Origin of the sequence: Lelliottia sp. WB101, assembly GCF_003051885.1 — a bacterium.
GTDB lineage: Bacteria > Pseudomonadota > Gammaproteobacteria > Enterobacterales > Enterobacteriaceae > Enterobacter > Enterobacter nimipressuralis.
The window spans coordinates 2189551-2214374 of the sequence record NZ_CP028520.1; the positions used below are offsets into that span (position 1 = coordinate 2189551).

Annotated in this window: 24 protein-coding genes, 1 tRNA gene and 1 rRNA gene; 23 read left to right on the forward strand and 3 right to left on the reverse strand. The window is 54.8% G+C overall.

What is annotated here, in order from left to right; genetic code table 11:
- Positions 1–2 precede the first annotated feature (2 nt).
- From DAI21_RS10550 to DAI21_RS10645, 18 genes are all read left to right on the forward strand, one after another.
- On the forward strand, positions 3–476 hold the full coding sequence (locus tag DAI21_RS10550) for a head completion/stabilization protein (protein WP_107703067.1): 474 nt from the start codon (positions 3–5) through the stop codon (positions 474–476).
- Positions 473–967, forward strand: coding sequence for a phage tail protein (locus DAI21_RS10555; RefSeq protein WP_107703068.1), 495 nt, complete (start codon positions 473–475; stop codon positions 965–967). Before DAI21_RS10550 ends, DAI21_RS10555 begins: the two co-directional genes overlap by 4 nt.
- Positions 954–1649, forward strand: a complete 696-nt coding sequence (locus tag DAI21_RS10560) for a hypothetical protein (RefSeq protein ID WP_107703069.1) — start codon at positions 954–956, stop codon at positions 1647–1649. The genes DAI21_RS10555 and DAI21_RS10560 overlap by 14 nt, the downstream gene beginning before the upstream one ends.
- Complete coding sequence (locus tag DAI21_RS10565) at positions 1646–2839, forward strand: DUF2586 domain-containing protein (RefSeq protein WP_107703070.1); 1194 nt, start codon at positions 1646–1648, stop codon at positions 2837–2839. The genes DAI21_RS10560 and DAI21_RS10565 overlap by 4 nt, the downstream gene beginning before the upstream one ends.
- Positions 2840–2842: 3 nt before the next feature.
- The gene (locus tag DAI21_RS10570; RefSeq protein ID WP_107703071.1) at positions 2843–3298 is read left to right on the forward strand and encodes a phage protein; all 456 of its coding nucleotides are present in this window, start codon (positions 2843–2845) and stop codon (positions 3296–3298) included.
- Between the two features lie 3 nt (positions 3299–3301).
- Positions 3302–3613, forward strand: a complete 312-nt coding sequence (locus tag DAI21_RS10575; protein ID WP_107703072.1) for a hypothetical protein — start codon at positions 3302–3304, stop codon at positions 3611–3613.
- Positions 3600–3938 (forward strand): M15 family metallopeptidase, encoded by a 339-nt coding sequence (locus tag DAI21_RS10580; protein ID WP_107703073.1) that lies wholly within the window; start codon positions 3600–3602, stop codon positions 3936–3938. The genes DAI21_RS10575 and DAI21_RS10580 overlap by 14 nt, the downstream gene beginning before the upstream one ends.
- Positions 3935–4327, forward strand: a complete 393-nt coding sequence (locus DAI21_RS22955) for a hypothetical protein (protein WP_159075412.1) — start codon at positions 3935–3937, stop codon at positions 4325–4327. Before DAI21_RS10580 ends, DAI21_RS22955 begins: the two co-directional genes overlap by 4 nt.
- A gap of 111 nt (positions 4328–4438) precedes the next feature.
- On the forward strand, positions 4439–4708 hold the full coding sequence (locus DAI21_RS10590; protein WP_107703075.1) for a putative phage tail assembly chaperone: 270 nt from the start codon (positions 4439–4441) through the stop codon (positions 4706–4708).
- 214 nt (positions 4709–4922) lie between these two features.
- Positions 4923–6857, forward strand: a complete 1935-nt coding sequence (locus DAI21_RS10600; RefSeq protein WP_107703076.1) for a phage tail tape measure protein — start codon at positions 4923–4925, stop codon at positions 6855–6857.
- Positions 6854–7183, forward strand: coding sequence for a DUF2590 family protein (locus DAI21_RS10605; protein ID WP_107703077.1), 330 nt, complete (start codon positions 6854–6856; stop codon positions 7181–7183). The genes DAI21_RS10600 and DAI21_RS10605 overlap by 4 nt, the downstream gene beginning before the upstream one ends.
- Positions 7180–8361, forward strand: coding sequence for a baseplate J/gp47 family protein (locus tag DAI21_RS10610; protein ID WP_107703078.1), 1182 nt, complete (start codon positions 7180–7182; stop codon positions 8359–8361). The genes DAI21_RS10605 and DAI21_RS10610 overlap by 4 nt, the downstream gene beginning before the upstream one ends.
- Positions 8351–10021, forward strand: a complete 1671-nt coding sequence (locus DAI21_RS10615; RefSeq protein WP_107703079.1) for a phage tail protein — start codon at positions 8351–8353, stop codon at positions 10019–10021. The genes DAI21_RS10610 and DAI21_RS10615 overlap by 11 nt, the downstream gene beginning before the upstream one ends.
- 3 nt (positions 10022–10024) lie before the next feature.
- Positions 10025–11467, forward strand: coding sequence for a phage tail protein (locus tag DAI21_RS10620; RefSeq protein WP_107703080.1), 1443 nt, complete (start codon positions 10025–10027; stop codon positions 11465–11467).
- 9 nt (positions 11468–11476) lie between these two features.
- Positions 11477–12166 carry a hypothetical protein gene (locus DAI21_RS10625; protein WP_107703081.1) on the forward strand — a complete coding sequence of 230 codons (690 nt, stop codon included), beginning with the start codon at positions 11477–11479 and terminating at the stop codon, positions 12164–12166.
- A complete protein-coding gene (locus DAI21_RS10630; protein ID WP_107703082.1) occupies positions 12159–12707 on the forward strand; it encodes a hypothetical protein in 549 nt (182 codons plus the stop codon). Before DAI21_RS10625 ends, DAI21_RS10630 begins: the two co-directional genes overlap by 8 nt.
- Positions 12704–14368, forward strand: coding sequence for a hypothetical protein (locus DAI21_RS10635; protein ID WP_107703083.1), 1665 nt, complete (start codon positions 12704–12706; stop codon positions 14366–14368). Before DAI21_RS10630 ends, DAI21_RS10635 begins: the two co-directional genes overlap by 4 nt.
- A 1147-nt stretch (positions 14369–15515) precedes the next feature.
- On the forward strand, positions 15516–15755 hold the full coding sequence (locus DAI21_RS10645) for a DNA polymerase V (protein ID WP_085841466.1): 240 nt from the start codon (positions 15516–15518) through the stop codon (positions 15753–15755).
- Between the two features lie 28 nt (positions 15756–15783).
- Here DAI21_RS10645 and DAI21_RS10650 read toward each other — a convergent pair whose 3' ends face one another.
- The 3 genes from DAI21_RS10650 to bamD form a co-directional block, all read right to left on the reverse strand.
- Positions 15784–16269, reverse strand: a complete 486-nt coding sequence (locus DAI21_RS10650) for a hypothetical protein (protein WP_107703085.1) — start codon at positions 16267–16269, stop codon at positions 15784–15786.
- Positions 16270–16563: 294 nt separating this feature from the next.
- Positions 16564–16905, reverse strand: coding sequence for a ribosome-associated translation inhibitor RaiA (gene raiA, locus DAI21_RS10655; protein ID WP_095282963.1), 342 nt, complete (start codon positions 16903–16905; stop codon positions 16564–16566).
- Between the two features lie 267 nt (positions 16906–17172).
- Positions 17173–17910 carry an outer membrane protein assembly factor BamD gene (bamD, locus tag DAI21_RS10660; RefSeq protein ID WP_100779259.1) on the reverse strand — a complete coding sequence of 246 codons (738 nt, stop codon included), beginning with the start codon at positions 17908–17910 and terminating at the stop codon, positions 17173–17175.
- 130 nt (positions 17911–18040) lie between these two features.
- Between bamD and rluD the strand changes: the two genes are divergently transcribed.
- From rluD to DAI21_RS10690, 5 genes are all read left to right on the forward strand, one after another.
- Complete coding sequence (rluD, locus tag DAI21_RS10670) at positions 18041–19021, forward strand: 23S rRNA pseudouridine(1911/1915/1917) synthase RluD (protein WP_102105361.1); 981 nt, start codon at positions 18041–18043, stop codon at positions 19019–19021.
- Positions 19018–19749, forward strand: coding sequence for a purine nucleoside phosphorylase YfiH (gene yfiH / locus DAI21_RS10675; RefSeq protein ID WP_107703086.1), 732 nt, complete (start codon positions 19018–19020; stop codon positions 19747–19749). The genes rluD and yfiH overlap by 4 nt, the downstream gene beginning before the upstream one ends.
- A 129-nt stretch (positions 19750–19878) precedes the next feature.
- Positions 19879–22452 (forward strand): ATP-dependent chaperone ClpB, encoded by a 2574-nt coding sequence (clpB, locus tag DAI21_RS10680; RefSeq protein WP_100779262.1) that lies wholly within the window; start codon positions 19879–19881, stop codon positions 22450–22452.
- Positions 22453–22908: 456 nt separating this feature from the next.
- Positions 22909–24448: ribosomal RNA gene (locus DAI21_RS10685) — 16S ribosomal RNA — on the forward strand.
- A gap of 85 nt (positions 24449–24533) precedes the next feature.
- Positions 24534–24609, forward strand: a tRNA-Glu gene (locus tag DAI21_RS10690).
- Positions 24610–24824 lie beyond the last annotated feature (215 nt).

Genomic DNA, 24824 nt, shown 5'->3' on the forward strand with positions numbered 1-24824 from the left:
CGATGAATCACCCGTCAATGCCGTTTAGCGGTCGGGGAATTGAATACCAGAACGTCCCCGTTAAAAACGGCATCTCTTTCTGGCCTGACCTGAATCTCGCAGAGTTTCAGAAGCAGCGCGCGCTGCCGCCAAACATGGATAACAGCGTGATGGTGATTGCACTGCTTGCCAGCGTGAAGGAAATCAACGACGCCCTGGGCGATGTTGTGCGCACCCATAGCGCCAAAGGTTATGCGACGGCGAAGGATGTGCCGGGCGCGAGCGCCGGCGACGAAAACGAGCTCACTGCGCAGTACAAAAAAGCGGTTTACGCCCGGGCGAAAGCCGACCTGATGGGGGAATTTCAGACCATTGGCCGGCGCGACACGATACCCGGGCAGGAGGGAAGCGACACGCGCGAGAGCCTGCTGGCTGAGGCCTCGCTTGTGCTGCGCAATATGCAGGGTTACGGGCGCGTGGGGATTTACAAAATATGAGTGGCCAGCTTGAAAGCCTTACCGGGTATCTGCTCAGGACAATGCCTGCGCGCATACACGGCACATTTCAGTCCGAAACCGTGGACGTGCAGCTTGTCTATTCATCAAAAGACCTGGGCGCGGGGCAGCGCCGGTGCGGCCTTGCGCGGCAAACAATTGAGCTCAGCTGGTACGCCTATCCGTACCGTGAATACCCGCCGGTACTGCTTTACACGCTGGTGATGGCATGGATCGAGGGTTATGCAAACGCGTTTCATGACGAGCTGCAGCTGCCGGCACCGTCCGTTGACCCCTCTCTCGATACCGAGCAGGGGCGCGGCGATGTGACGATCACCCTTGAGCTGGCCGAGGAACTTGTTATCGAGGAGCACCCGCAGGGTGAAATCGAGCTCTACGGCAGGCGCTGGACGCCGGTTTGCCCGGAGGTCTGGACGGCAGAAACGTTTGAGGTCATGACCGGCATTAAGGGCGGCGGTGATGCTGAAGATTGACGGCGGTCTTGATCGTCGCCAGCTGAGCGAGTTAAAGCGCGAGCTGGCCAGGCGGGATTTACCCCCACGCAAGCGCCAGCGCCTGCTCTGGCGTATTGCCAAAAACGGGATTATTACGGCCGCAAAACGCAACCAGCGTCAGCAGCAATCCCCGGACGGCACGCCGTGGCCAAAGCGTAAGCGCGGCAAGCAAAAAATGCTGCGCGGCCTGCCCCGATTGCTGGCCGTGCGCGACATGCCCGAGCGTGAGGCCGTTGTGGTTTACCTCAGGGGCAAAGGCGGCAAGGCGCTTTCGGCCGGCGTTCTCGGTGGCATTCATGCGCAGGGCGCAACCACAACCGTGAGCGCGGCGAATCTGCCCACGCCGGTACAGAACGGCCAGGCGACCCGCAAGCAGGCAAGCGCACTGCGAAAGCTCGGCTATAAACGCCGCGAGGGCGGGCGCTGGGTTAAGGCGTCAGCCTCCTGGATAGTGCAGAACCTTTCCCGTGCTCAGGCCGGGCTGATTATCCGCAAATTAAGCGGCGGTACGCCAAAGAGCACCTGGAAGATAGTTTTACCCGCTCGCGCCTTTCTGGGCGTCAGCGATGCGGAATTTAACAAGATTATGGCGCGGCAGCTGCAGGCCATTGATTTCGGCTGGCAGGTTAACGCGCAGGACATTAAGGGGAAAAACTCATGACATGGCCAAGCGTGGACATTAACGCGATTAACGGCAACTCGGGCGAGGTGTCTGGCGTCGAGCAGATCATGCTGTTCGTCGGCCTGGCAGGCGAGCCTCTCGGGAATTCTCACCCGCTGCTCGCCGTCAGTGCAGAGTCCGATATTGACGACGTGCTGGAAAAGGCCTCACCGAATTTGCTGGAGCAGGTACGTGCGGCACAGCTGAACGGTGGCCAGAACTGGGGCGCATACGTCCTGTTGGCTGAGGGCGAAACCGAAGACGACCCGGAGAACCCCGACGAGCCAGTCTTGACAGCACCCGACTGGCTCAGCGGCATCGAGCTGGCATTGAGCAAGGTCGGCGTTGAGGGCGTGCTGCTGTGTGATGACATCACAGACAAATCTGCAGGTCAGATCCGCATCAATGCGCTGCAGGCGCTGCGCGCCTCGGTTATTAGTTCGCTCGGGCGTCGCGTCTGGTTTATCACCACAGTGGCCAGCCCGACGGCGCTCGAAAAACCGCTCGACTGGGCGGGTTATCGGGAATTTTTAAACGACCTGCAGGAAGGTATCAAAGCCGACGCCGTGCAGCTCGTGCCGTCGCTCTGGGGTAACGAAGCGGGCGTGTTGGCCGGTCGCCTGTGTAATCGCGCCGTCACGGTCGCAGACAGCCCTGCGCGCGTGGCAACGGGTGAGCTGCTGGGGCTCGGCATCGGCAGCAGCGATCTGCCGGTCGATAAGGACGGGGTGGAAATCAGCCTCGCCTATCTCAAGGCGTTTGAGGCCATTCGCTACAGCGTGCCGATGTGGTGGGCAGACTATGAGGGCATGTACTGGGCTGACGGCCGCACGCTGGAGGCAAAGGGCGGCGATTACGAGGCGATTGAGCATCTGCGGATCATGGATAAGGTCGCGCGCCGCACTCGCCTGTTAGCCATTCCAAAGGTGGCCAACCGCACGCTCAATACCACGCCGGTGAGCATTGAAACGCACAAAAACTATTTCGGCAGGACGCTGCGCGAGATGTCGCGCACGACCCAGCTCGGCGGCGTGACCTTCCCGGGCGAAGTTGAGCCGCCTAAAGAGGGTGATGTGACCATTACCTGGCTCACAAAAACGCATGTGGTGATTGGCATTATGGCGACGCCTTACGGCTGCCCTAAGCAAATCACCGTCAATATCGGCCTTGATCGTTCACTGGAGGAGTAACGAATGACACAGCGCATTGGCGGCATGGATTTCGATGTCACGGTCGGCACGGATTTGATCCATGTTGAATCTGTATCACTGGATATCACGGATAACACGGCCGTGGCGCAGTCTCGTGGCGTGCCTGATGGATATGTTAACGGGGACGTGGCCGCAGAGGGTGAAATTGAGCTCGATGAGAAAAATTTTGCCTCCCTCAATGAGCAGGCACGCGCGGCAGGTGGCTGGCGCGCCCTTCAGCCGCTCGACATGCTTTTTTATGCCAGCGCCGGCGGCCTATCAACAAAGGTGGAGGCGTTCGGCTGCAAGCTGATCGTGACTGCGCCGCTTAACTTTGATCCGAAAGGTGGAGAAAAGGCGACGAAAAAACTCAAGTACCTCGTGACCGCCCCGGAGTTTGTACGCATTGATGGCGTGCCAATCCTGAGCGAGAGCGACCTGCGCGGCATTGTGGGGTGAACCGTGAGCAGCGCAACGTTGATCGCGCTGCTTGTCGCCATCGGCGTGGCCGGTGAGCTTTACCGGTTACTTAACAGCGACGAAAAGCTTACCCCGCGCGTGCTTGTCAGCCGGTGCCTGCTGGGTGCGCTGGCATCGCTGGCCGTACTGGCGGCAAGGGCGCACAAGCCTGATGTGGAAGATGTCACTCTTGTGGGGCTCGCCTCACTGGTCGCCGTGCTGGGTTACTCCTTTCTGGAGGAGCCCATTAAAGCCGGCGTAAGGGGATTGTTTAAACGACTTTTTGACGGGAGCAAACGCGATGACACTGAGTGAAAAACAGCAAAAATTCACCGTGATGATCGGCCAGTTCATTGGGTGGGCAGATAAGAACGGCTACGGCCTGACCCTTGGGGATGCCTACAGAACACCGACCCAGGCACAGCTTAATGCGCAGGCCGGGAAAGGCATCGTCAACAGCTTGCATATTTTGCGCCTGGCCATTGATTTCAATCTTTTTATAGATGGGAAATACCAGGAGTCAACCGAGGCTTACAGGCCGCTGGGTGAATACTGGGAGTCTTTGGGCGGCGTTTGGGGCGGGCGTTTCAGCAAGCCTGACGGCAACCACTTCAGCCTTGAGCACAACGGGGTGAAATGATGATTAGGGGCTGGCTTTCGAATCTTCTGCCGTCCTTGATCATCGGCCTGACGGTCGGCGCGGCGGCAACCTGGAAAGTTGAGAGCGCACTTGAGCACCGTCTTGATGGGGCAATCCTGAGCTCTGAGAGCGAGCGCCAGCGCCTTATCAATGACATTTCCGATGCCTCAGCCAACAAGCTGGAAAAACGCCTGCAGCAGCTGCATGCCAATGAATTACGGGGGGAGCGTGTTTTTAGCCTGGAAATTAACAATCCGATTTTCGGTAGCGAGTGCGCTACTGATGATTATATGCGGCTGTTCAATGAAACCAGTGAAGCTGCCGAGCGCGCCTTATCAGGCGAATCTGACACAGGAATGCCCGGAAACGCTGCCGAGATTAAACGGTAAAACCGGGGCTGATTTTGATGGCGTGATGCGCCCGCTGCGCAGCATGTACACCGACTGCGCGGCGCGTCATAACCAGTTAGTACGTGAAATTAAACAAAGAGAGAATATCCCATGGCCGATAAGCAAATTATTACCCTGACCGTTGCTGGCACCGAGCTGCATTTCGAGCCGAATCTGACCGCCTATAACCAGCTGATTAACTCCAGCGCGCGTGAAAAAAATGCGGTGGGCGTGGTCAATGAGTACCTCGTGAAGATTGTCACGCCAGACTCGCGTGACGCGCTCAAAGAGCTGCTGAAACGCCCGGGCGTAGGGATGCAAATCTCGCAGGTCGTCAATGATGAATACGCGCCGGCGCTTGATATCGAAGTAAAGAAATAGAGCGAATAACCGCTCATATCAGAGAAAACAGCTACGAGCAGCGCGTCTGCCTGCGCCGGCATCTTTTACCGGTGCCGGCAGACTATGACGACGAGCCCCCCGACAGCGCGGTTAATCTCGGCCGGGCGGCCTGGCTTGCTGAATGGCTGTATGAACAAAACGTTAACGCAACCGCCGAGGGCGTCGCGTTCGCTCTCACCGGGAAGCGCAGCTCATGAAAGAATTATCCTTTGCCCTGAACCTCAGAAACGGCCTCTCTGCCCCGCTCGGGCAGGCGCAGCAGTCCGTTGATAAGTTTTCCAGAAGTACCTCTGCAGCACTAAAACGCGTCGCCGGTGGCGCGTTTGGTGTATGGGGAACGGCAAAGGCGCTGAATGGCTTGCTGCTGCCCGCCAATGAGGTGCAGTCAGCGCTCGATATGCTTGCCACGCGCAATGTGGGCGCGGATGCCCTGAAAGCTATCCGGCAGGAAGCGGCGCAGTTCAGCACTGAATTCGGCGTGTCGGCCGTCGGTTTTATCGACTCGGTGACAGAAATCCGCTCGGTACTCGGTGGCCTCAGCGATGCCGAGCTTCCGCGCGTCGCGCTTGCCACTAACACCCTTGCTGCAGCACTCAAGACCTCAGCGAATGACGCGGCCGGTTACATTGGCGCGCTGGCCGGTCAATTTACCTCAGATGTGGATCGCATGGGCAACGTGGCCTTTGCTGAGAATATCGCCTCAAAAACAGCCTGGCTTGTGCAGAACACCGGGCAGGATATGGCGCACATTCAGGCGCTGCTGCAGGGCGCGAAAGGAACCGGCACGGGCTACGGCATCGGCATGGACGAGCAGTTTGCCGTGCTGGGCAATCTCGGCAACAGCCTCGGCAGCAATGCCGGCGGCGTGTATGACGCTTTCCTGAAAAACGCTAAAGCCGGTGCCAAAGAGCTGGGCGTGAGCTTCACCGATGCGCAGGGGCAGCTGCTCGCGTTCCCTGACATCCTCGACCGGCTGCAGGCCAAATATGGCGACACGGTAGCCGGCAACATTCCCCTGCAGGAAAAACTCAATAAGGCCTTTGGCAAGGGCTCTGCGGCGCTTATTCGCTCGTGGGGAACGGCTGACAAGCTGCGTAAACAGATTAAGGCGCTTGCCGGCACACAGGGGCTGGGTGGCGCAAAAACGATGGCTGAGAAAGTGGCCGATACCTGGGACAAGTTAGATCAGAGTGGCAATCGTATTAAAAACGCGTTTGGTGGTGCGCTGCTGCCGGTCTTTGATCCGGTTATCAACAAAGTCACCCAGTTGGCCAGCGGTTTTGCCCGCTGGCTTGAGATGTTCCCGAATATCACCCGCTGGCTGGGTTATCTGGTGACTGGCATCGCAGCGCTGACTGCAATCACTTCTCTTTTCGCGCTGATGTCCGGTGTGAAAGCCGTCGCGGCGTTACTCGGCATGGGCAAGGCTTTCTCGCTTCTCAATCTCAGCCTGCTGCCGACGCGGATCGGATTACTGGCACTCGGCGTGCAGGCCAAAGCTTTTATGCTCTGGTCGGGCGTCTGCAAGGTCGCCACGCTGGCCTGGAGCGCGGCGCTCGGCGTGGGCGCCATCGCCATGAAGGTGTATGGCGCGGCAACGATGTTTGCAGGCGTGGCCATGCAGTTCTTAATGAGTCCGATCACGCTGATTGTGCTGGCCATCGCCGCGCTGGCGGCGGGTATCTGGTACGCCGTGAGCCACTGGGATGAGCTCAAGGCCGCCATTATGGACAGCGCGCCCTTCCAGTTTATTTCTGGCGTGCTTGACGCGTTCGGCACGATGGCCGGCACGGCCGTCGACAAGGTTAAGGGCGTTTTTACCGGGCTCTGGGCATGGCTCAAAGGCACCACGATGAACTCAATAAACTGGATGATCGGGAAGCTTAACAAAATTCCTGGGGTGAATATCGATACCGTCGGCGGTGACGCGGAGATTGAGCCGCCAAAACTGTCGCCGGTCGCTGGCCTCACCCCGCCACAGCTCGACCAGGGCGGCGCGGGTAAGACAATGGGCGGCAGCACTGTGAAAACCGACAACAGCAAAACCATCGGACAGGTCAACGTGTACCCGCAGAACCGCGAAACGTTCGACTCCCTGATTGAGTCCCGGGAGCTATACGCAGGATGAGTAAAGAACTCTATTTCGACCTCAAAATCATCGACGGCAATTTTGTGCTCGACTCGGGCAATGAGCCGGTGCGCTGCAATAACCGCGAGAGTATCGCGCAGGACGTGGTGCACATGATTATTGAGTCTGAGCTGGCGAAGCTGCTCGTCGGTGAGCGCAGCCCAACGCTGCGCTACGACATCGCGCAGCAGCTGGAGCTGCTTGTTGAGTCAGATGATCGCCTTGTGCCAGGCACGGCGCAGCTGACTGAGCTGAAACTCGGGAAATATTTCATCACCGCCACGACGCGAGATTTTGGCTGCATTGAGAAGGAACTGACGCTATGAGCAACAGACCAGACCCGGATTATGAAAGCATTCTGGCGCAGAACGGAATGCCCGTTACCGAGGCGCAGGCGCGCGATGAGTTTAATGAGATCGTTAAAGACGCCGGCCTGATTACGAACACCTCGCGCATGAGTCCGTTCTGGCGACTTATCACGGCCATTGTTACCGCGCCGGTGATGTGGCTCAAGGATGCGCTGGTCAATATCGTTATGGCCAACATGTTTCTGGCCTCGGCGTCGGGCATGTTTCTGGACCTGTTCGCCTGGGCGGTGAATCTTTCCCGCAAGGATGCCACGGCAGCGGCCGGCGTAATTCGTTTCACTAAATCGGATCCCGACCGTGAAATCACGGTACCGGCGGGAACGGTCATTCAGACTGAGCGCATTAACGGCAGGGTTCACCAGCTCGAAACGTCGGAGGATTTCACCCTTTCAGCTGGCGCGGCCAGCGCGCTTGTGCCGGTCACGGCAACCGATGAGGGCGCGGCGAGCAACCTTGCGCCGGGATATTTCCGCATTCTGCCGGTGGCCATCGATGGGATCGCAAGCGTGGTCAACGAAGAAAACTGGCTCATTACCCCGGGCGCGGATGAGGAGAGCGACGACGAGCTGCGCGACCGCACCAAAAACCAGTTTAACCTGGTGGGGCAGTATCATATTGATGCCGTTTACCGTGGGATGATTAGCGGCATTGCCGGCATCACTACCGACCGCATTTATTTTCAGCATGACGCCCCGCGCGGTCCTGGTACCGCCAACGTGTTTTTGCTGCTCGATGCCGGCGTGTCAAGCGAGCCCTTCATCGAAACGGTGAATGACTACGTGATGACGCAGGGCAATCACGGCCACGGTGATGACGTTCTCGCGCTGAAGCTGCCTGAAACCGTCCACAACCTGAGCGCCACAATCTACCTCTACAGTTCGTCACTGCTCAAAGAGGAGGCGCTGGAGCGGCTGCGCCTCGATATTGCCGATCTCATTCGCTGCGCGTTCCGCGAAAATAATGATTACGACGTGCAGAAAACCTGGCCTTTTTCGCGCTTCTCGATGTCGCGTCTGGGCGAAGAAATCCACCAGACCTTTAAAGACGTTGAATCGGTTGTGTTTGACGCCGGCGACATTCTCAGTGATTTGAACGTGCCGCGCCTCGGCGCGCTTGAGGTGGGCTATGGAGAATAAATTTCCTGATATCAATCTGCCGGTCTGGATGAATAAAGGCGAGCCGCTGACGCTCGCCCACGCCTCAAAAACGTGGTGGGAGCGCGTGCGCGACTGGCTCATGTTCCCCCTGGCGCAGATTGACGTTGATACCTGCGACGAGCAGCTGCTCGCCCTGCTTGCCTACCAGCGCGACGTTGAGCGCTTCCCGGGCGAATCGCTGAGCCTTTTCCGTCTGCGCGTGAAATATGCCTTTGTGAATGCGCGGGACGCCGGCTGCATGGCGGGCTTTTCCCGGATATTTGAGCGCCTTGAGATTGGCAAGATTGAGCAGCTCGAGCGCCAGCTGCAGGATGAATGGGATGTGATCCTGATACGCATTAACGACGAGCAGCTGAGCCGCGACAACACGCTCATGATGCGCCTGGTTAGGCAGTATGGCCGCACCTGCAGGCGTTATTTTTTCGACGTCATGAATGAGAACACGGATTACATTCACCCCGGGCATTTTGACTGCGTGACCTGGTTTGATTATTACAAGCTCACATTAAGGCCGAGCGCCATTGTGCCCGAGCTTGATGAGGTCTGGCTGCTGCCCGGGGAGGTGAAAACGATCCGCGTGGACGTGCTGCCCGCCGGGGTGGATGACGCCACGTTTACCGCCGACGTTGATGAGCCGGGTTTCTGCTCTGCCGAGGTGGGCGACGGGTTTGTGACGCTCAGGGGGTTGGATTTCGGTACCGCGGCGGTCACGCTCAAAACCACTGAGGGCGGCAGAACGGCGACCATTACGGCCAGAGTGGTGGCTGGTGCAAAGGTCGACTTTATTCTCAGCTCTGCCACTTCACCAGTCTTTTACATGACCGCTTCTAACGGCGTGCTGGTTGACTGGGGTGATGGCGATATCGGCGAACATTATTCAACGACGTCAATACAATCGGGGTACGCGCCAGATCCTGACAGGCTGACCACTGGCGAGACTCATACCCTGACAGTTTACAACAGCGAAACGGTAACCTTCAGCCGGCAAGCCACAATCAGCCATACCAACAGGGTAGAAAAAATTCACCATTTTTGCGGCACGCGATCCAGTGCCAGTTATGCCTTTTACAGGCAAAGCCTGCTCAGTGACATTTCCCCTGGTGCTTTTGTGCTGCCAAATGCAACCGATCTGAGTTATTTCCTTTCCGAATGTTCGAACGTCCAAGCACTACCGGATGATTTCCTGACGGGTGACACACCCGTAACCAACATGGAGGGGGCATTCAGGCAGACAAATCTGGCAAGCCTGCCGGCCGGGTTTCTGAGCGGAGCCAGGCGGCTAAGTAATGCCTATCGTCTTTTTGGATATTGCCCTCTCAGTGTCGTGGAAAAGGGGCTCATGGCTGCCTGCAGCGAAACGCTCACCAACCTTAACGCGTGTTTTATGAACTGCGACCAGCTGACCACTGACATTAACGATATTTTCAGCGCGGAGAGTTACCCCCGTATTACGAATGCAGGTCTTTTGTTTTACAGCTGCGTACTGGTCACCGGCTATGGGACGGAACTAATGAATAAAATGCCAGCCATTACCGTACACAACCAGATGTTTACCTGGTGCACCAGTCTGTCTGATTACAGTGAGATTCCATCCGGCTGGCGAATGTCACCCGCCGCTGGCCAGGGAACAGGAGAATAATTAATGTCGAGTGTAATTACTGATGCGTTCCAGGAATGGAACGTAAACAAGATTCTGGCCAGTGAGCCAGCCGTGCCCGACCAGATGATTTTTGCTCTCATCCCCGGGCTGGACGCGAGCGAAGAGATTGATCCGGGCGAAGGGATGCCCGCTGATGCGCACATATCCCACGCGCACACTATCACCCGAATGGGAAAGGTCAGTGAAAATGCCGTGGTGTACTCCGTTGTCCTCGATAGCTCAATTGGCAACTGGTCATATAACTGGGTGGGGCTGGCTGACAGCGTCACCGGCACGGTACTGATGATTGTGCACTGCGAGGAGCAGCAGAAAATCAAAACCAGCGGTGGCCAGCAGGGTAACAGCCTCATCCGTAACATGGTGATGGAGTTTGCCGGCGCGGCAGAGGCCACGCAAATCAGCGTCACACAGGAAACCTGGCAGATTGACTACAGTGAGCGTCACGCCGGCTCTGATGAGCGCGTGCGCGCAGAAAATATCGATGTTTACGGCGTGGCTGCGTTTGACGGTGACGGCTTTCTGGTGACAGCTGCAGACGGGAAATTTAACGTCGCGCCGGGGCTGGGCTACGTTCACGGCCTGCGGTGCCATGCCGCTGCAGTCACCTCACCGGGGCCGCTGGCGAACGCGACTAAAGTCTGGGTTGATGCAACCTGGCAGGGAACGCCGACCGGGGCCTGGTCCGTTACGTATTCGCTGCGCGTCGCGCCTGAGCTTGAAAGATACGAAAAAGACGGCTTTCAGCATTATGTGTTTGCGATTGCTCAGACTGATGCTGCCGGCAACATTACCGACCTGCGCCCGCCGTTTCCCCTGCAGGCGCTTGAGCAGGTCGTTGATGAGCTCGACGTCTACAGCAAGGAAGAATCGGATAAGCGATATCTGCACCGGGCGAATAACCTCTCGGATATTGATGACAAGCAGAAAGCGCGGGAAAACCTCGGTATTTATTCAGCCGAGGAAGTTGATAAGCGATGCCCGCATCGCGTGGGTGATGTATTCCTCACCAGTTCGGCTGTAAACCCTGCCGAGAGCTGGCCGGGCACCCAATGGTCAGATATGAGCGGCAATTATAGCGCCAGAACTATCATGATTGGCGCAGAGCCCCTGCAGACTGGCGGCAGCGACAACGTTACGCTGTCCGTTGACAATATCCCCTCACACGGTCACACCCTCACTGGCTTAAAAACCAAAAAAGCCGGCGGGCATAAACACGGATACGATAAATATCAGAAGGGAGGTACGCAGGATTCCACCAGGGTTTCCGTGGACAACACGCGCCTCGGTATTGAGCAGGATGATACCCAGGAAGCAGGCGAGCATGACCATGAGCTTGAGGGGGAAATCGGCAAAACTGGCGGTGATAAACCTTTTTCCGTGGTGAGCAGCTTCGTCACGCTGCGCGGCTGGCTGAGAACGGCATAAGGGCGGCGTATGTGGCAATCAAAAAAACTAACCGTGACCGGCGACGCCGGGGCAATTATCTGCAGCGTGCTGGCCATAAGCCCGTGGACGCCAGGCGCGGGAAAAAAGGAAAGCTCTGGCGTGTACCTGAGCCCAGAGAACGCCATCGAATGGGCGGCCAAAAAGCTGGCCGGTGCGCCATCCAGTCTGGACGTGACCGCAATGTTATTCAGTGCACCAACGCTGCCGGCGTTTGTTGATGTGCTGGCAGCTGCCGCCGCCATTTTTCCCGTCACCCAGCTCACGCAGGTCTGGCGGCGCGCCGGTTCGGCCTTAAACCTCCTTGAAACGCGAATGCAGATCCCCGCAATGGCGGGCGGTCTGCCTGCAGCCGCAGCGCTTTCGGTGCCAACAATGCGCCAGGCCGGCGCGGCTCAGGCACTCATTTCAGCTGCAGGCGGTTCACTCCCGGGCATCGGTGAGGCGCTCGCAGCCTTTAAAACGCAGCGCGCGAATCTTCTGGCCGACGCGCAACAGCAGCTGCAGCAGCTTTCTGGCCAGAGTCTGGCCGTTCGAACGGTGTCGACCGTTCGCAATTCGGCCGGCGCCATACGTGAAATGCGTGATGATATTCCCGCACCAGACCACGTGTTTACATTGTGCCTGGTGTTTGCGGGTGACGATTTATCAATGCTGCGGGGGATGCTGAAAGATGAATGACCGGATTGATTTTGCCCTCAGCGGCCAGGCCATTCGCATGAAAAATCTTGAGGTGTCCGTGTCGATGCGCATTCAGGACAAAGACCAGTCCGGGCAGGCATCGAGCACGGCCAGCGCGCAACAGGGGATTAAGGCCAAAGAGCTGAAGGTGACAGGCTTGATCCCTTACGACGACGAGGAGCAGCTCACCCTCCTGTATGCGCTGGCAGAGGCGCAGGACAGCGCCGGCAATAATGCGCGTTATCGCGTCAACCATGATACGGCCAGAAAGATAAAATTTCGTGAGGCTACTTTCACCGGTGATGTTTCGGCTTCAAAGGCATCCGACCTGCTTGCCTGGCAGGTGTCATTCAGCCTGCGCGAATATTTCAGTGTGGCAGAGAAAAAAGCCGAAATGCGCGCCGGTAGTAACGGCTCAAAGGTGCAGACGACACAGGGAACAACGGCCGCGACCGATACACCGGAGGAGCTCAGCTGGTTTGAGAAGGTGCTCAAAAAGGTCGATACGGCCATCGGTTCATATGACGGGGGTGAGGTATGAAAACGACTGCAGCGCTAAAGATTGGCGCTGATTTGGTGCATGTTTCTGACTATCACCTGCTACTTGAACTCGGTGCGTGCGGCCGGGGATATCTCACGGCTGAGCTCGATGCAGATTGTACCGGCTCGCTGGTTCGCTTTGATCTGGGCGTGGGTGAGAATGTTTATCGCTGGTTTACCGGATACGTGGAGCGTTGCGGTGATGCCGAGCGCGGTTTTAAACGCCTGTTTGTGCGCGAGCTGGCTGGCTCGCTAAACAAAGTCTGGCCGGTGTCGCTGCAGCACCCGACGCTGCGGGAAGTCTGCGCGGCTCTCTCAGCGCTCACAGACCTGCAGTTTTCGGTACCGGCTGCGGAGTATGCTGATACCAAAATCCCCCACTTCAAAAGTGCAGGCAAAGGGTTTGCGCTACTCGACAGCCTCGGCGGGGCATTCTCGATCCCTGATTACTGCTGGCAGCAGCTGCCTGACGGCGTGATTTACGTCGGGAGTTATAACGATTCACGTTTTGCCCGGGCAGACGTTGAGATCCCGACGGACTTTATCAAAATGGGCAGCGCCGGCAACGGCGTGAAGCTGGCCATCATTCCCGCAATTCGTCCGGGCGTGGTGGTGAACGGGCAACGCATCACCCAGGTGGAGATTGAGAACGGCGACATGCAGCTGCGCTGGACGCCAAAAAACAGCGCCGGTCAGCCTGCATGGGAATCCCCAGAAAAGCGGCAGATTGATAAAGCCTATCCCGAGCTTTCTGCCGGTCTGCATTTGCCACGGCGCGCGCGCGTAACCGGTTCGCCTGATGCGGCGGCGCTGGGTGACGTTCACGATCCATTCCGGCCGCGCTATGCCGCCAATCTGCAGCTGCTTGACGCTGACGGCAATGATGCCGATATGCCTGAGCTCATTGCCGTGCCGCTGCCGGTACCGTTCGCCGGCAACGAGGGCGGCCTTTTTCAGTTCCCTGCAGAGGGTGCCATCGTTGAGGTGGGATTTTCTGACGGTCGGCCAGATAAGCCGATGATTCGGCAGACGCTGCAGGATGGCCAGACGCTGCCAGCAATACAACCCGGCGAGCAGCTGCAGCAGCAGCGCGCCGGCGTGAGCCAGAGAATCACCCGCGAAGGGAGCTGGCAACGTGAGACAGACCAGGCGATTGAGGAGAGCAGCGCTAGCAGAGTGGTGGTGAGCGACAGCGAAAGCCGACAGACCACCACGCGCACCACAACCGTGAAAGGCAACGATTCGCTCACCGTTTTGGGCTCGGTCACGCTAATGGCCGGTGCCGTTCTGCAGCTCTCGGATGGTGATTACTGTATCGGCGCTGAGAACAAATTCGCGCTACAGGCGAAGCAACTGCAGCAGGATATTGAAAGCGATGCCGTCCTGACGGTCGGGGGCGCGCTGACAGAGAAAATAACCGGCATTCGAAAAAGCGTGGCGGCCGCTCAGGTTATCAATGGCCAGACGGTCAATATAGGCGACGGGGAGATCAATATCCTCGACTGCCTCACCGATACGCTCGACGTGCTGCAGGAGTTGGCAGAGCTCACCGCGCAGCACGCGCACAGCAATACGGGCACGCCGACCAACTCAGGCGCAATAAGCGCCAACGCCCAGCGACCCGGGCAGCTCTCAGCGAAATATAAAAAGCTCATCGCCTGACCCTCACTAGCCCACTTCGGTGGGCTTTCTTTTGCCCCCTCCTGGCAACGCCCTCAGCGCGCCTGTGGTGCGTCACTTCATTCGCACACGCATTTACACCACCTCGTTACGTTGCGTTTAACAGTGCGCAGCTGAGGCCGCAGAAACGCGCGGCGTAATCGCCGAGACAGACGGAAAAGGCGCTACGCCCCCCGCGCCTGCGGTTTTCGCGTGCAGATTGTTTTGCCATATTTTTTTTGTGCCATTCATGGGCTCAGGCCGCGCGGTATAAGGGGCGCTGCGCCCAATCCCGTTTGGCAACGTTTGCACGTTTTTGCCACGCCTTGCCGGTTATCACTGGTCGCCACGGATCCATGATTTTTGTAAGTGATTGATTAAATTTACAGAAATGATAATTCCGTCATTCTGGCCATAACGGGTAATAAATCACGCGAGGGCGGCACACCGCGCCAGCACTGGATAGGTGGGTGCTGAGCGGTGGCAAAATAGTGCGGCGTTAATTCTGGCGTGCAACGGTCTGAGGCTCGGCCAGGCGGCAGCGGAAAATCCAGCATTGCGTCGGTTCGCCGGTGATTTTGCTTGTGACGGTAACCTCGCCTTAATCACCATGACAATGACCACAGCATATAAACGGTTATGTAACAGATACACCAACAAAACAGGCCAAAAAGCACCCTATAGAGAGCCTTTAAAAAGTAGAGGGGGAGGGTATCGGAAAAGCATCACAAACATCACAACGAAGAAATATATTAATTATATTATTGATATTATTAATAAATATCTAAATCTGAAAACATCACAAAAGCCTCACAATATCATCACGTTGTGATGTTTTTTTCTCTCACAAATGGCTGCTTATAACTGACTGATTTTAAAGGCTGTGATGTTTTGGTGATGGTTCTGTGATGGTTTGTGATGAAATGACCATCACAAGATTAAGCATATAAAATCATAGGCTTACATTCTGTTTTGCAGGCCTGTGATTGTTGTGATGGTTTTCCGACGCCCCCACCCGCTCAATGCCCGGAGGGGAATCAAATTAGTTAACAATTCAGACGGTTGGCAGATAATCACCCGGGCAGGCTATGCCGACAGATTGTCATGATTTATACTGTGTTTATATACAGTGCTTGATGAGGGGGGATTTATGCCGCGCACATACGAGATAGAAGGGGCTTTTAAGAAAGCCATTAAGATAGAGCAGAACGGCCGCAGAACGGTGCAGACCAGTGATTTTGTACGCGAGCTCAGGCGCTTTAATTGGGATTGGACACCGCGACAGGCAAACCAGTGGATCGAGGTATACATCACCACGTTTAAGGATATCTCAACCACGGAGGGGGAAGATCGGCTATTTATGCTGTTCAATCCTAACGGCGGATTATAGTGGCTCGTTAACGAGCCACTCCTCAAATTTAGTTAATTCGCCCTTGTGATATTGAAAAGTCAGTGATTTTTTTAGCTTTGATGTCGTAATGGCAGAGATAAGTCATTGGTGTTTTAGCGTTAAAGCCATTTGCAAACTTAACCTTGTCGCCGTAATACCGGATAGTTTGATCGTCCTGCACTACATAGCGTGTAAAACCTCCATCAAGCCAATTATCCGTAAACTCATAATCAAATTTTGCTGAGCGTTCAATGATTGGCTTGCATAAATTCCACGCCTCTCGCTTATATTTCTCTGAGATACATGCCTTATCTCCTGCATCGCATGCCTGCTTCTTCTCCTTTGCATCGTTCTCACCACAACGGGAAATCAAAAACGTTATCACTCCAACTAAGACTATAAGAACGAGGCAACCGCCCTTTTTTGGTACGGGGGAGGAGACACCACAATGCGGGCAGGCTTTAGCCTCACTTGAAACCTCTTTTTTGCACTCTTTGCATTTCGAAAGCGCCATAAAACAACTCCTTTTGATATAGGGAGTTGAAATTTATGAATTTATTTTATTCGCTACAAGAGTTAGGAAAACAACCGTTATAAGGAAAGAGTTAGATCAAAAAAAGAGCAATCTAATTTAAACGTTGGTTAAATGGGCTACATCATTAGGATGTTTCGGGGAAAAACGGGTAAGCAAATGGCACAGACGTGGCATTAATTGGACACTGGAAAATAAAAGTGATTAATAATCAATCTCTTAACCAAACAAAAAACGCGCCCGGAGGCGCGTTGGCGGTACACTCAATTTAAAGGATTACTCTTCTTCAACTTCTTCGGCATAGCTTGCGTCTTTCACCGAGGTGGTGGCGCGACGGGCTTCGCCTTTGTGTTGCACTTTATTGAGCTGCCGTTCCAGCTTGTTGATCAAATCGTTGATAGCGGTGTACATATCTTCGTGTTTAGCGCTGGCGACCAGATGGCCGTTAGGAGTATTGATAGTTGCGTCAGCGGTAAAACCCTGTGGTTCCTTAGACAGAATGATATGCGGGTTAATCAAATGAGTTTGCCATTTATCCAGTTTGGCGAGACGGTCTGCGACGTGCTGGCGAATTGCCGGAGTAATTTCCATTTGTTTACTGGTAATGTTCATTGTCATAAATTTTACCTCTTGTCTTTCCGTCTTGGTGATTCCAGCATACCTGTCCTAATGTCAAAATGTGTGATCTAAATCACGTTATTTTGTCACTTTTTGTCAAGGAAGCTTTTTTGTGAGGAAAGACAGGAACAGGTGATTTTTACCTTGTCGAACTCAGGAATTGCAGCCATAGTTGATAGGATTCGTCGGCATCAAACCGCTTCAGCGGATGGCGAAATGGATAAAAAAACGGCAGCCCTTGGGCTGCCGTTTTACGTTTGGGAACGATCAGGTATTGCTGCTGTTCGCGGCGATAATCTTCGCCACTTTCTCAGCCTGTGCGTTCATCTGCATCTGGCGGTACGCGTTTTCCATCAGCTTCAAACCATCGCGGGTGGCTTGTGTGTCCGGGTAATCACGCAGCATGCCTTCGACACGGTTAACCACTGCCACCCATGCGCCACGACGCGTATAGTACTCGGCAACGGAGTACTCATACTTGGACAGACGATCTTTCAGGAACACCAGACGCTTGGTGGCATCGGTGATGTACTGACTGTTCGGGTAGCCGCGCACCAGCTTGGAGAAGTCATTGAATGCGTCACGCGCGTGCTGCGGGTCGCGGTCAGAACGATCAACACCGAAGAAACCTTGCAGAGCACTGTCATCCAGAGCCATGTTGGTCAGGCCGCGCATGTACATGACATAATCAATGTTCGGATGAGTCGGGTTCAGACGGATGAAGCGATCGATGGTAGCCTGAGCCAGCGGCAGATCGGCATTTTTGTAGTAGGCGTAGATGAGATCTAATTGTACCTGTTGGGAATACGGACCAAATGGATAACGATTATCCAGCGCTTCCAGTTGCGTTATCGCCTGTTTCCAGTTACCGTCCTGCAGTTTTTGTTGTGCAGTCGCATAGATTTCATTCGGCGGATTGTCAGGGACCTGTTCATTTGAACCGGAGCAGCCCACCAAAGCCAGGCTCAACGTGGCCGCTGCCACCAGATATTTCATGCGCGTCATGACGTTTTGACTTTCCTCAAATGTTTGTCCGGGAGAATCTCTTTCCTGCTCCCGATTAAGACCAGCTACAATAGCACACTATATTATACGGCAAAGCCGTAAAACCCAACGTTAAACGAAGAAGCAGTCTATGGCACAACGAGTAGAACTCACCGCAACAGTCTCCGAAAATCAGCTCGGTCAACGCTTAGATCAAGCTTTGGCCGAAATGTTCCCTGATTATTCGCGTTCACGCATAAAAGAATGGATTCTTGACCAGCGCGTGCTGGTTAACGGCAAAGTATGGGACAAGCCAAAAGAGAAAGTGTTAGGTGGGGAAGCCGTCGCCATCAATGCTGAAATAGAAGAAGAAGTCCGCTTTGAGGCACAAGAGATCCCGTTAGAAATCGTCTATGAAGATGATGACATTCTGGTGATCAACAAACCGCGCGGCCTGGTCGTGCATCCTGGCGCCGGTAATCCTGACGGCACCGTACTGAATGCGCTGCTTCATTATTATCCGCCGATTGTTGACGTTCCGCGTGCGGGCATCGTTCACCGTCTGGATAAAGACACTACCGGTCTGATGGTGGTCGCGAAAACGGTTCCTGCCCAGACGCGTCTGGTGGAATCGCTGCAGCTGCGTGAAATCACCCGTGAATATGAAGCCGTCGCGATTGGTCATATGACATCTGGCGGCACGGTTGAAGAGCCGATTAGCCGTCACCCGACCAAGCGTACCCATATGTCAGTGCATCCGATGGGGAAACCTGCGGTAACGCACTACCGCATTATGGAACATTTCCGCATTCATACGCGTCTGCGTCTGCGTCTGGAAACCGGCCGTACCCACCAGATTCGTGTGCACATGTCGCACATTACCCATCCGCTGGTGGGCGATCAGGTTTACGGTGGTCGTCCGCGTCCGCCGAAGGGCGCGTCGGAAGAATTTATCAGCACTCTGCGTAAATTCGATCGCCAGGCATTACACGCGACCATGCTGCGTCTCTATCACCCGATCACAGGTATCGAGATGGAATGGCATGCACCAATTCCTCAGGATATGGTCGAGTTGATTGACGCGATGCGTGCGGACTTTGAAGAACATAAGGATAAAGTGGACTGGTTATGACCAAACTGATTGTCCCGGAGTGGCCAATTCCTGAAGGCGTGGCAGCCTGTAGCTCTACCCGTGTAGGTGGCGTCAGTCACGACGCGTGGGCGTCATTAAATCTTGGTGCCCACTGTGGCGATAACCAGGAACATGTCGAAGAGAACCGCAAGCGTATGTTTGCGGCAGGAAATCTGCCATCAAAACCGGTCTGGCTTGAGCAGGTGCACGGCAAAGATGTGTTGAGGCTGACGGGCGAACCCTATGCTTCAAAACGTGCCGACGCCTCTTACAGTAAGACTCCCGGGACAGTCTGTGCCGTAATGACCGCCGATTGTTTGCCTGTTCTGTTTTGCAACCGCGCGGGTACCGAAGTGGCAGCAGCCCATGCTGGCTGGCGCGGGCTGTGTGCGGGCGTACTTGAAGAGACGGTTGCGTGTTTTGGCGATCGTCCGGGCAATATTATTGCCTGGCTCGGTCCGGCGATTGGGCCACAGGCCTTTGAAGTCGGGCCAGAAGTGCGTGACGCCTTTATCGACAAAGACTCGCAGGCCGTCAGTGCGTTTCAGCCGAAAGGGGATAAATACCTGGCCGATATCTATCAGCTTGCCCGCCAGCGGCTTGGCAATGTCGGTGTGACGCAAATCTTCGGTGGCGATCGCTGTACCTTCACCGAAAAGGGTGATTTTTTCTCCTATCGTCGCGACAACACGACAGGTCGTATGGCAAGTTTCATTTGGCTGATATAACCTAACGAATCAAGACGATCCGGAACGCGCTGTTTTCTTTTCGTATAATTCAGGTCATTAACCTTGAATAATTGAGGGATGACCTCATTTAATCTCCAGTAGCAAATTTGACCTGTTATGGGAGGAGTTATGCGTCTGGATCGTCTTACTAATAAATTCCAGCTTGCTCTCGCCGATGCCCAGTCTCTCGCACTGGGGCACGACAACCAATTTATCGAACCTCTTCATTTAATGAGCGCCTTGCTGAATCAGGAAGGGGGATCGGTACGTCCTTTACTCACGTCTGCTGGCATTAATGCTGGCGAACTGCGCACAGCCGTCGATCAGGCGCTGAGTCGTTTGCCACAGGTGGAAGGCACCGGTGGGGATGTTCAGCCGTCTCAGGATCTGGTGCGCGTGCTGAATCTTTGCGACAAGCTGGCGCAAAAACGTGGGGACAACTTTATCTCGTCAGAACTGTTTGTTCTGGCGGCGCTTGAATCACGCGGTACGCTGACCGATCTGCTGAAATCATCCGGTGCGACAACCGCCAATGTGACTCAGGCGATTGAAAAAATGCGTGGAGGTGAAAGCGTGAACGATCAGGGAGCCGAAGACCAACGTCAGGCTTTGAAAAAATATACGGTCGATCTGACTGAGCGTGCGGAACAAGGCAAGCTTGATCCGGTGATTGGCCGCGACGAAGAAATTCGCCGCACTATTCAGGTATTGCAACGTCGTACCAAAAACAACCCGGTACTGATCGGTGAACCCGGTGTCGGTAAAACCGCCATCGTTGAAGGTCTGGCGCAGCGAATTGTTAACGGCGAAGTGCCGGAAGGGCTGAAAGGCCGTCGCGTGCTGGCCCTGGATATGGGGTCGCTGGTGGCGGGGGCGAAATACCGCGGTGAATTCGAAGAGCGTTTAAAAGGCGTGCTTAACGACCTGGCGAAACAGGAAGGCAATGTCATCCTGTTTATCGACGAACTGCACACCATGGTCGGTGCCGGTAAGGCCGACGGGGCCATGGATGCCGGGAACATGCTGAAACCAGCTCTGGCGCGTGGTGAACTGCACTGTGTCGGTGCGACAACGCTCGATGAGTATCGACAGTACATCGAGAAAGATGCTGCGCTGGAACGTCGATTCCAGAAAGTGTTCGTAGCGGAACCGACGGTGGAAGACACCATTGCCATCTTACGTGGCCTGAAAGAGCGTTATGAACTGCATCACCATGTGCAGATTACTGACCCGGCTATCGTAGCGGCGGCGACACTGTCTCACCGTTATATTGCCGACCGACAGCTGCCGGATAAGGCCATCGACCTGATCGATGAGGCGGCGTCCAGCATTCGTATGCAGATTGATTCCAAGCCGGAAGAGTTAGATAGACTCGACCGCAGAATCATTCAGCTCAAGCTTGAACAGCAGGCGCTGAAGAAAGAGTCTGATGAAGCGAGTAAAAAGCGTCTGGATATGCTTAATGAGGAACTGGACGACAAAGAGCGTCAGTATTCTGAATTAGAAGAAGAGTGGAAAGCTGAGAAGGCGTCGCTTTCTGGCACGCAGACGATCAAGGCTGAGCTTGAGCAGGCGAAAATCGCCATTGAGCAGGCGCGTCGCGTGGGCGATCTGGCACGTATGTCTGAGTTGCAGTACGGCAAAATTCCGGAACTGGAAAAACAGCTGGAGATGGCAACCCAGTCAGAAGGCAAAACCATGCGTCTGCTGCGTAATAAAGTAACGGACGTGGAAATTGCCGATGTGCTGGCGCGCTGGACGGGTATTCCGGTTGCTCGCATGCTGGAAGGGGAGCGCGAAAAACTGCTGCGGATGGAGCATGATCTGCACCATCGTGTGATCGGTCAGGATGAAGCCGTCGAAGCCGTATCAAATGCGATTCGTCGTAGCCGTGCGGGCTTATCGGATCCTAATCGCCCGATCGGTTCGTTCCTGTTCCTGGGGCCGACCGGTGTTGGTAAAACCGAGCTGTGTAAGACACTGGCGAACTTTATGTTCGATAGCGACGACGCGATGGTGCGTATTGATATGTCCGAGTTTATGGAGAAACACTCCGTCTCGCGTCTGGTCGGTGCGCCTCCAGGATATGTCGGCTATGAAGAGGGCGGTTACTTAACTGAAGCAGTGCGTCGTCGCCCCTATTCCGTCATCTTATTAGATGAAGTGGAAAAAGCGCATCCGGATGTCTTCAACATCTTGTTGCAGGTTCTGGATGATGGACGTCTGACTGACGGGCAGGGGAGAACGGTCGATTTCCGCAACACTGTGGTCATCATGACCTCGAACCTGGGTTCCGATTTGATTCAGGAACGTTTCGGCGAACTGGATTACGGTCATATGAAGGATCTGGTATTGGGCGTGGTTAGCCAGAGCTTCCGTCCGGAATTCATTAACCGTATAGATGAAGTTGTTGTGTTCCACCCTCTGGGGGAAAAACACATTGCGTCTATTGCCCAGATTCAGTTGCAGCGTTTGTATAAACGTCTTGAGGATCGTGGCTATGAAATCCACATCTCTGACGACGCGCTGAAGCTGCTGAGTGCAAATGGTTACGATCCGGTTTACGGGGCACGTCCTCTGAAACGTGCTATCCAGCAGCAGATCGAAAACCCGCTGGCGCAGCAAATCCTTTCTGGGGAGCTTGTCCCAGGGAAAGTGATTCGTCTGGAAGTCAACGAAGACAAAATTGTGGCAGTGCAGTAAGTCACAAAACATCAAAAACGAGCCTTTCGGGGCTCGTTTTTGTTTAAAAACCAGGCAAGACTTAGCGTTCGAGGTTTAATTTGCCTGGAAAGTGAGCAGTCAGTCATTATTTTCTGATTTAGACTTGCAGCCTCAGAATAACTCCCTATAATGCGCCACCACTGACACGGAACAACGGCACGCAAGCCGCCGGGACAGCAGGGGTTCAGCGATGAACGCCGACAGCGAAAAGCGAAATTAAACGCTTGACTCTGAATGAGGAAAACGTATTATACGGGACCTCGCAACGGTGAGCGAAAGCCGCGTTGCACTGCTCTTTAACAATTTATCAGACAATCTGTGTGGGCACTCAAAGTGACATGGATTCTAAACGTCGAAAGACGCTAAATGAATACCAAAGTCTCTGAGTGAACATACGTAATTCATTACGAAGTTTAATTCACGAGCATCAAACTTAAATTGAAGAGTTTGATCATGGCTCAGATTGAACGCTGGCGGCAGGCCTAACACATGCAAGTCGAGCGGTAGCACAGAGAGCTTGCTCTCGGGTGACGAGCGGCGGACGGGTGAGTAATGTCTGGGAAACTGCCTGATGGAGGGGGATAACTACTGGAAACGGTAGCTAATACCGCATAACGTCGCAAGACCAAAGAGGGGGACCTTCGGGCCTCTTGCCATCAGATGTGCCCAGATGGGATTAGCTAGTAGGTGGGGTAACGGCTCACCTAGGCGACGATCCCTAGCTGGTCTGAGAGGATGACCAGCCACACTGGAACTGAGACACGGTCCAGACTCCTACGGGAGGCAGCAGTGGGGAATATTGCACAATGGGCGCAAGCCTGATGCAGCCATGCCGCGTGTATGAAGAAGGCCTTCGGGTTGTAAAGTACTTTCAGCGAGGAGGAAGGCATTGTGGTTAATAACCACAGTGATTGACGTTACTCGCAGAAGAAGCACCGGCTAACTCCGTGCCAGCAGCCGCGGTAATACGGAGGGTGCAAGCGTTAATCGGAATTACTGGGCGTAAAGCGCACGCAGGCGGTCTGTCAAGTCGGATGTGAAATCCCCGGGCTCAACCTGGGAACTGCATTCGAAACTGGCAGGCTAGAGTCTTGTAGAGGGGGGTAGAATTCCAGGTGTAGCGGTGAAATGCGTAGAGATCTGGAGGAATACCGGTGGCGAAGGCGGCCCCCTGGACAAAGACTGACGCTCAGGTGCGAAAGCGTGGGGAGCAAACAGGATTAGATACCCTGGTAGTCCACGCCGTAAACGATGTCGACTTGGAGGTTGTTCCCTTGAGGAGTGGCTTCCGGAGCTAACGCGTTAAGTCGACCGCCTGGGGAGTACGGCCGCAAGGTTAAAACTCAAATGAATTGACGGGGGCCCGCACAAGCGGTGGAGCATGTGGTTTAATTCGATGCAACGCGAAGAACCTTACCTACTCTTGACATCCAGAGAACTTAGCAGAGATGCTTTGGTGCCTTCGGGAACTCTGAGACAGGTGCTGCATGGCTGTCGTCAGCTCGTGTTGTGAAATGTTGGGTTAAGTCCCGCAACGAGCGCAACCCTTATCCTTTGTTGCCAGCGGTTCGGCCGGGAACTCAAAGGAGACTGCCAGTGATAAACTGGAGGAAGGTGGGGATGACGTCAAGTCATCATGGCCCTTACGAGTAGGGCTACACACGTGCTACAATGGCGTATACAAAGAGAAGCGACCTCGCGAGAGCAAGCGGACCTCATAAAGTACGTCGTAGTCCGGATTGGAGTCTGCAACTCGACTCCATGAAGTCGGAATCGCTAGTAATCGTAGATCAGAATGCTACGGTGAATACGTTCCCGGGCCTTGTACACACCGCCCGTCACACCATGGGAGTGGGTTGCAAAAGAAGTAGGTAGCTTAACCTTCGGGAGGGCGCTTACCACTTTGTGATTCATGACTGGGGTGAAGTCGTAACAAGGTAACCGTAGGGGAACCTGCGGTTGGATCACCTCCTTACCTGAAAGAACCTGCCTTTGTAGTGTCCACACAGATTGTCTGATGAAAAGTAAATAGCAAGGCGTCTTGCGATTGAGACTTCAGTGTCCCCTTCGTCTAGAGGCCCAGGACACCGCCCTTTCACGGCGGTAACAGGGGTTCGAATCCCCTAGGGGACGCCACTTGCTGGTTTGTGAGTGAAAGTCACCTGCCTTAATATCTCAAAACTGATTCTCAGGAATCATGTTTGAGATATTTGCTCTTTAAAAATCTGGATCAAGCTGAAAATTGAAACGACACGCTGCGTCTGTTCTCCGTAATAAGAACAGGATGACGGTGTGTTCGAGTCTCTCAAATTTTCGCGACACGAGGGTGTTTTACGAAACATCTTCGGGTT

What these genes read in the sequence shown, in the direction of transcription:
- DAI21_RS10550 (WP_107703067.1), top strand. Translation starts at nt 3, where the DNA reads ATGAATCACCCGTCAATGCCGTTTAGCGGTCGGGGAATTGAATACCAG.
- DAI21_RS10555 (WP_107703068.1), top strand. Translation starts at nt 473, where the DNA reads ATGAGTGGCCAGCTTGAAAGCCTTACCGGGTATCTGCTCAGGACAATG.
- DAI21_RS10560 (WP_107703069.1), top strand. Translation starts at nt 954, where the DNA reads ATGCTGAAGATTGACGGCGGTCTTGATCGTCGCCAGCTGAGCGAGTTA.
- DAI21_RS10565 (WP_107703070.1), top strand. Translation starts at nt 1,646, where the DNA reads ATGACATGGCCAAGCGTGGACATTAACGCGATTAACGGCAACTCGGGC.
- DAI21_RS10570 (WP_107703071.1), top strand. Translation starts at nt 2,843, where the DNA reads ATGACACAGCGCATTGGCGGCATGGATTTCGATGTCACGGTCGGCACG.
- DAI21_RS10580 (WP_107703073.1), top strand. Translation starts at nt 3,600, where the DNA reads ATGACACTGAGTGAAAAACAGCAAAAATTCACCGTGATGATCGGCCAG.
- DAI21_RS22955 (WP_159075412.1), top strand. Translation starts at nt 3,935, where the DNA reads ATGATGATTAGGGGCTGGCTTTCGAATCTTCTGCCGTCCTTGATCATC.
- DAI21_RS10590 (WP_107703075.1), top strand. Translation starts at nt 4,439, where the DNA reads ATGGCCGATAAGCAAATTATTACCCTGACCGTTGCTGGCACCGAGCTG.
- DAI21_RS10600 (WP_107703076.1), top strand. Translation starts at nt 4,923, where the DNA reads ATGAAAGAATTATCCTTTGCCCTGAACCTCAGAAACGGCCTCTCTGCC.
- DAI21_RS10605 (WP_107703077.1), top strand. Translation starts at nt 6,854, where the DNA reads ATGAGTAAAGAACTCTATTTCGACCTCAAAATCATCGACGGCAATTTT.
- DAI21_RS10610 (WP_107703078.1), top strand. Translation starts at nt 7,180, where the DNA reads ATGAGCAACAGACCAGACCCGGATTATGAAAGCATTCTGGCGCAGAAC.
- DAI21_RS10615 (WP_107703079.1), top strand. Translation starts at nt 8,351, where the DNA reads ATGGAGAATAAATTTCCTGATATCAATCTGCCGGTCTGGATGAATAAA.
- DAI21_RS10620 (WP_107703080.1), top strand. Translation starts at nt 10,025, where the DNA reads ATGTCGAGTGTAATTACTGATGCGTTCCAGGAATGGAACGTAAACAAG.
- DAI21_RS10625 (WP_107703081.1), top strand. Translation starts at nt 11,477, where the DNA reads ATGTGGCAATCAAAAAAACTAACCGTGACCGGCGACGCCGGGGCAATT.
- DAI21_RS10630 (WP_107703082.1), top strand. Translation starts at nt 12,159, where the DNA reads ATGAATGACCGGATTGATTTTGCCCTCAGCGGCCAGGCCATTCGCATG.
- DAI21_RS10635 (WP_107703083.1), top strand. Translation starts at nt 12,704, where the DNA reads ATGAAAACGACTGCAGCGCTAAAGATTGGCGCTGATTTGGTGCATGTT.
- DAI21_RS10645 (WP_085841466.1), top strand. Translation starts at nt 15,516, where the DNA reads ATGCCGCGCACATACGAGATAGAAGGGGCTTTTAAGAAAGCCATTAAG.
- DAI21_RS10650 (WP_107703085.1), bottom strand. Translation starts at nt 16,269, where the DNA reads ATGGCGCTTTCGAAATGCAAAGAGTGCAAAAAAGAGGTTTCAAGTGAG.
- raiA (WP_095282963.1), bottom strand. Translation starts at nt 16,905, where the DNA reads ATGACAATGAACATTACCAGTAAACAAATGGAAATTACTCCGGCAATT.
- bamD (WP_100779259.1), bottom strand. Translation starts at nt 17,910, where the DNA reads ATGACGCGCATGAAATATCTGGTGGCAGCGGCCACGTTGAGCCTGGCT.
- rluD (WP_102105361.1), top strand. Translation starts at nt 18,041, where the DNA reads ATGGCACAACGAGTAGAACTCACCGCAACAGTCTCCGAAAATCAGCTC.
- yfiH (WP_107703086.1), top strand. Translation starts at nt 19,018, where the DNA reads ATGACCAAACTGATTGTCCCGGAGTGGCCAATTCCTGAAGGCGTGGCA.
- clpB (WP_100779262.1), top strand. Translation starts at nt 19,879, where the DNA reads ATGCGTCTGGATCGTCTTACTAATAAATTCCAGCTTGCTCTCGCCGAT.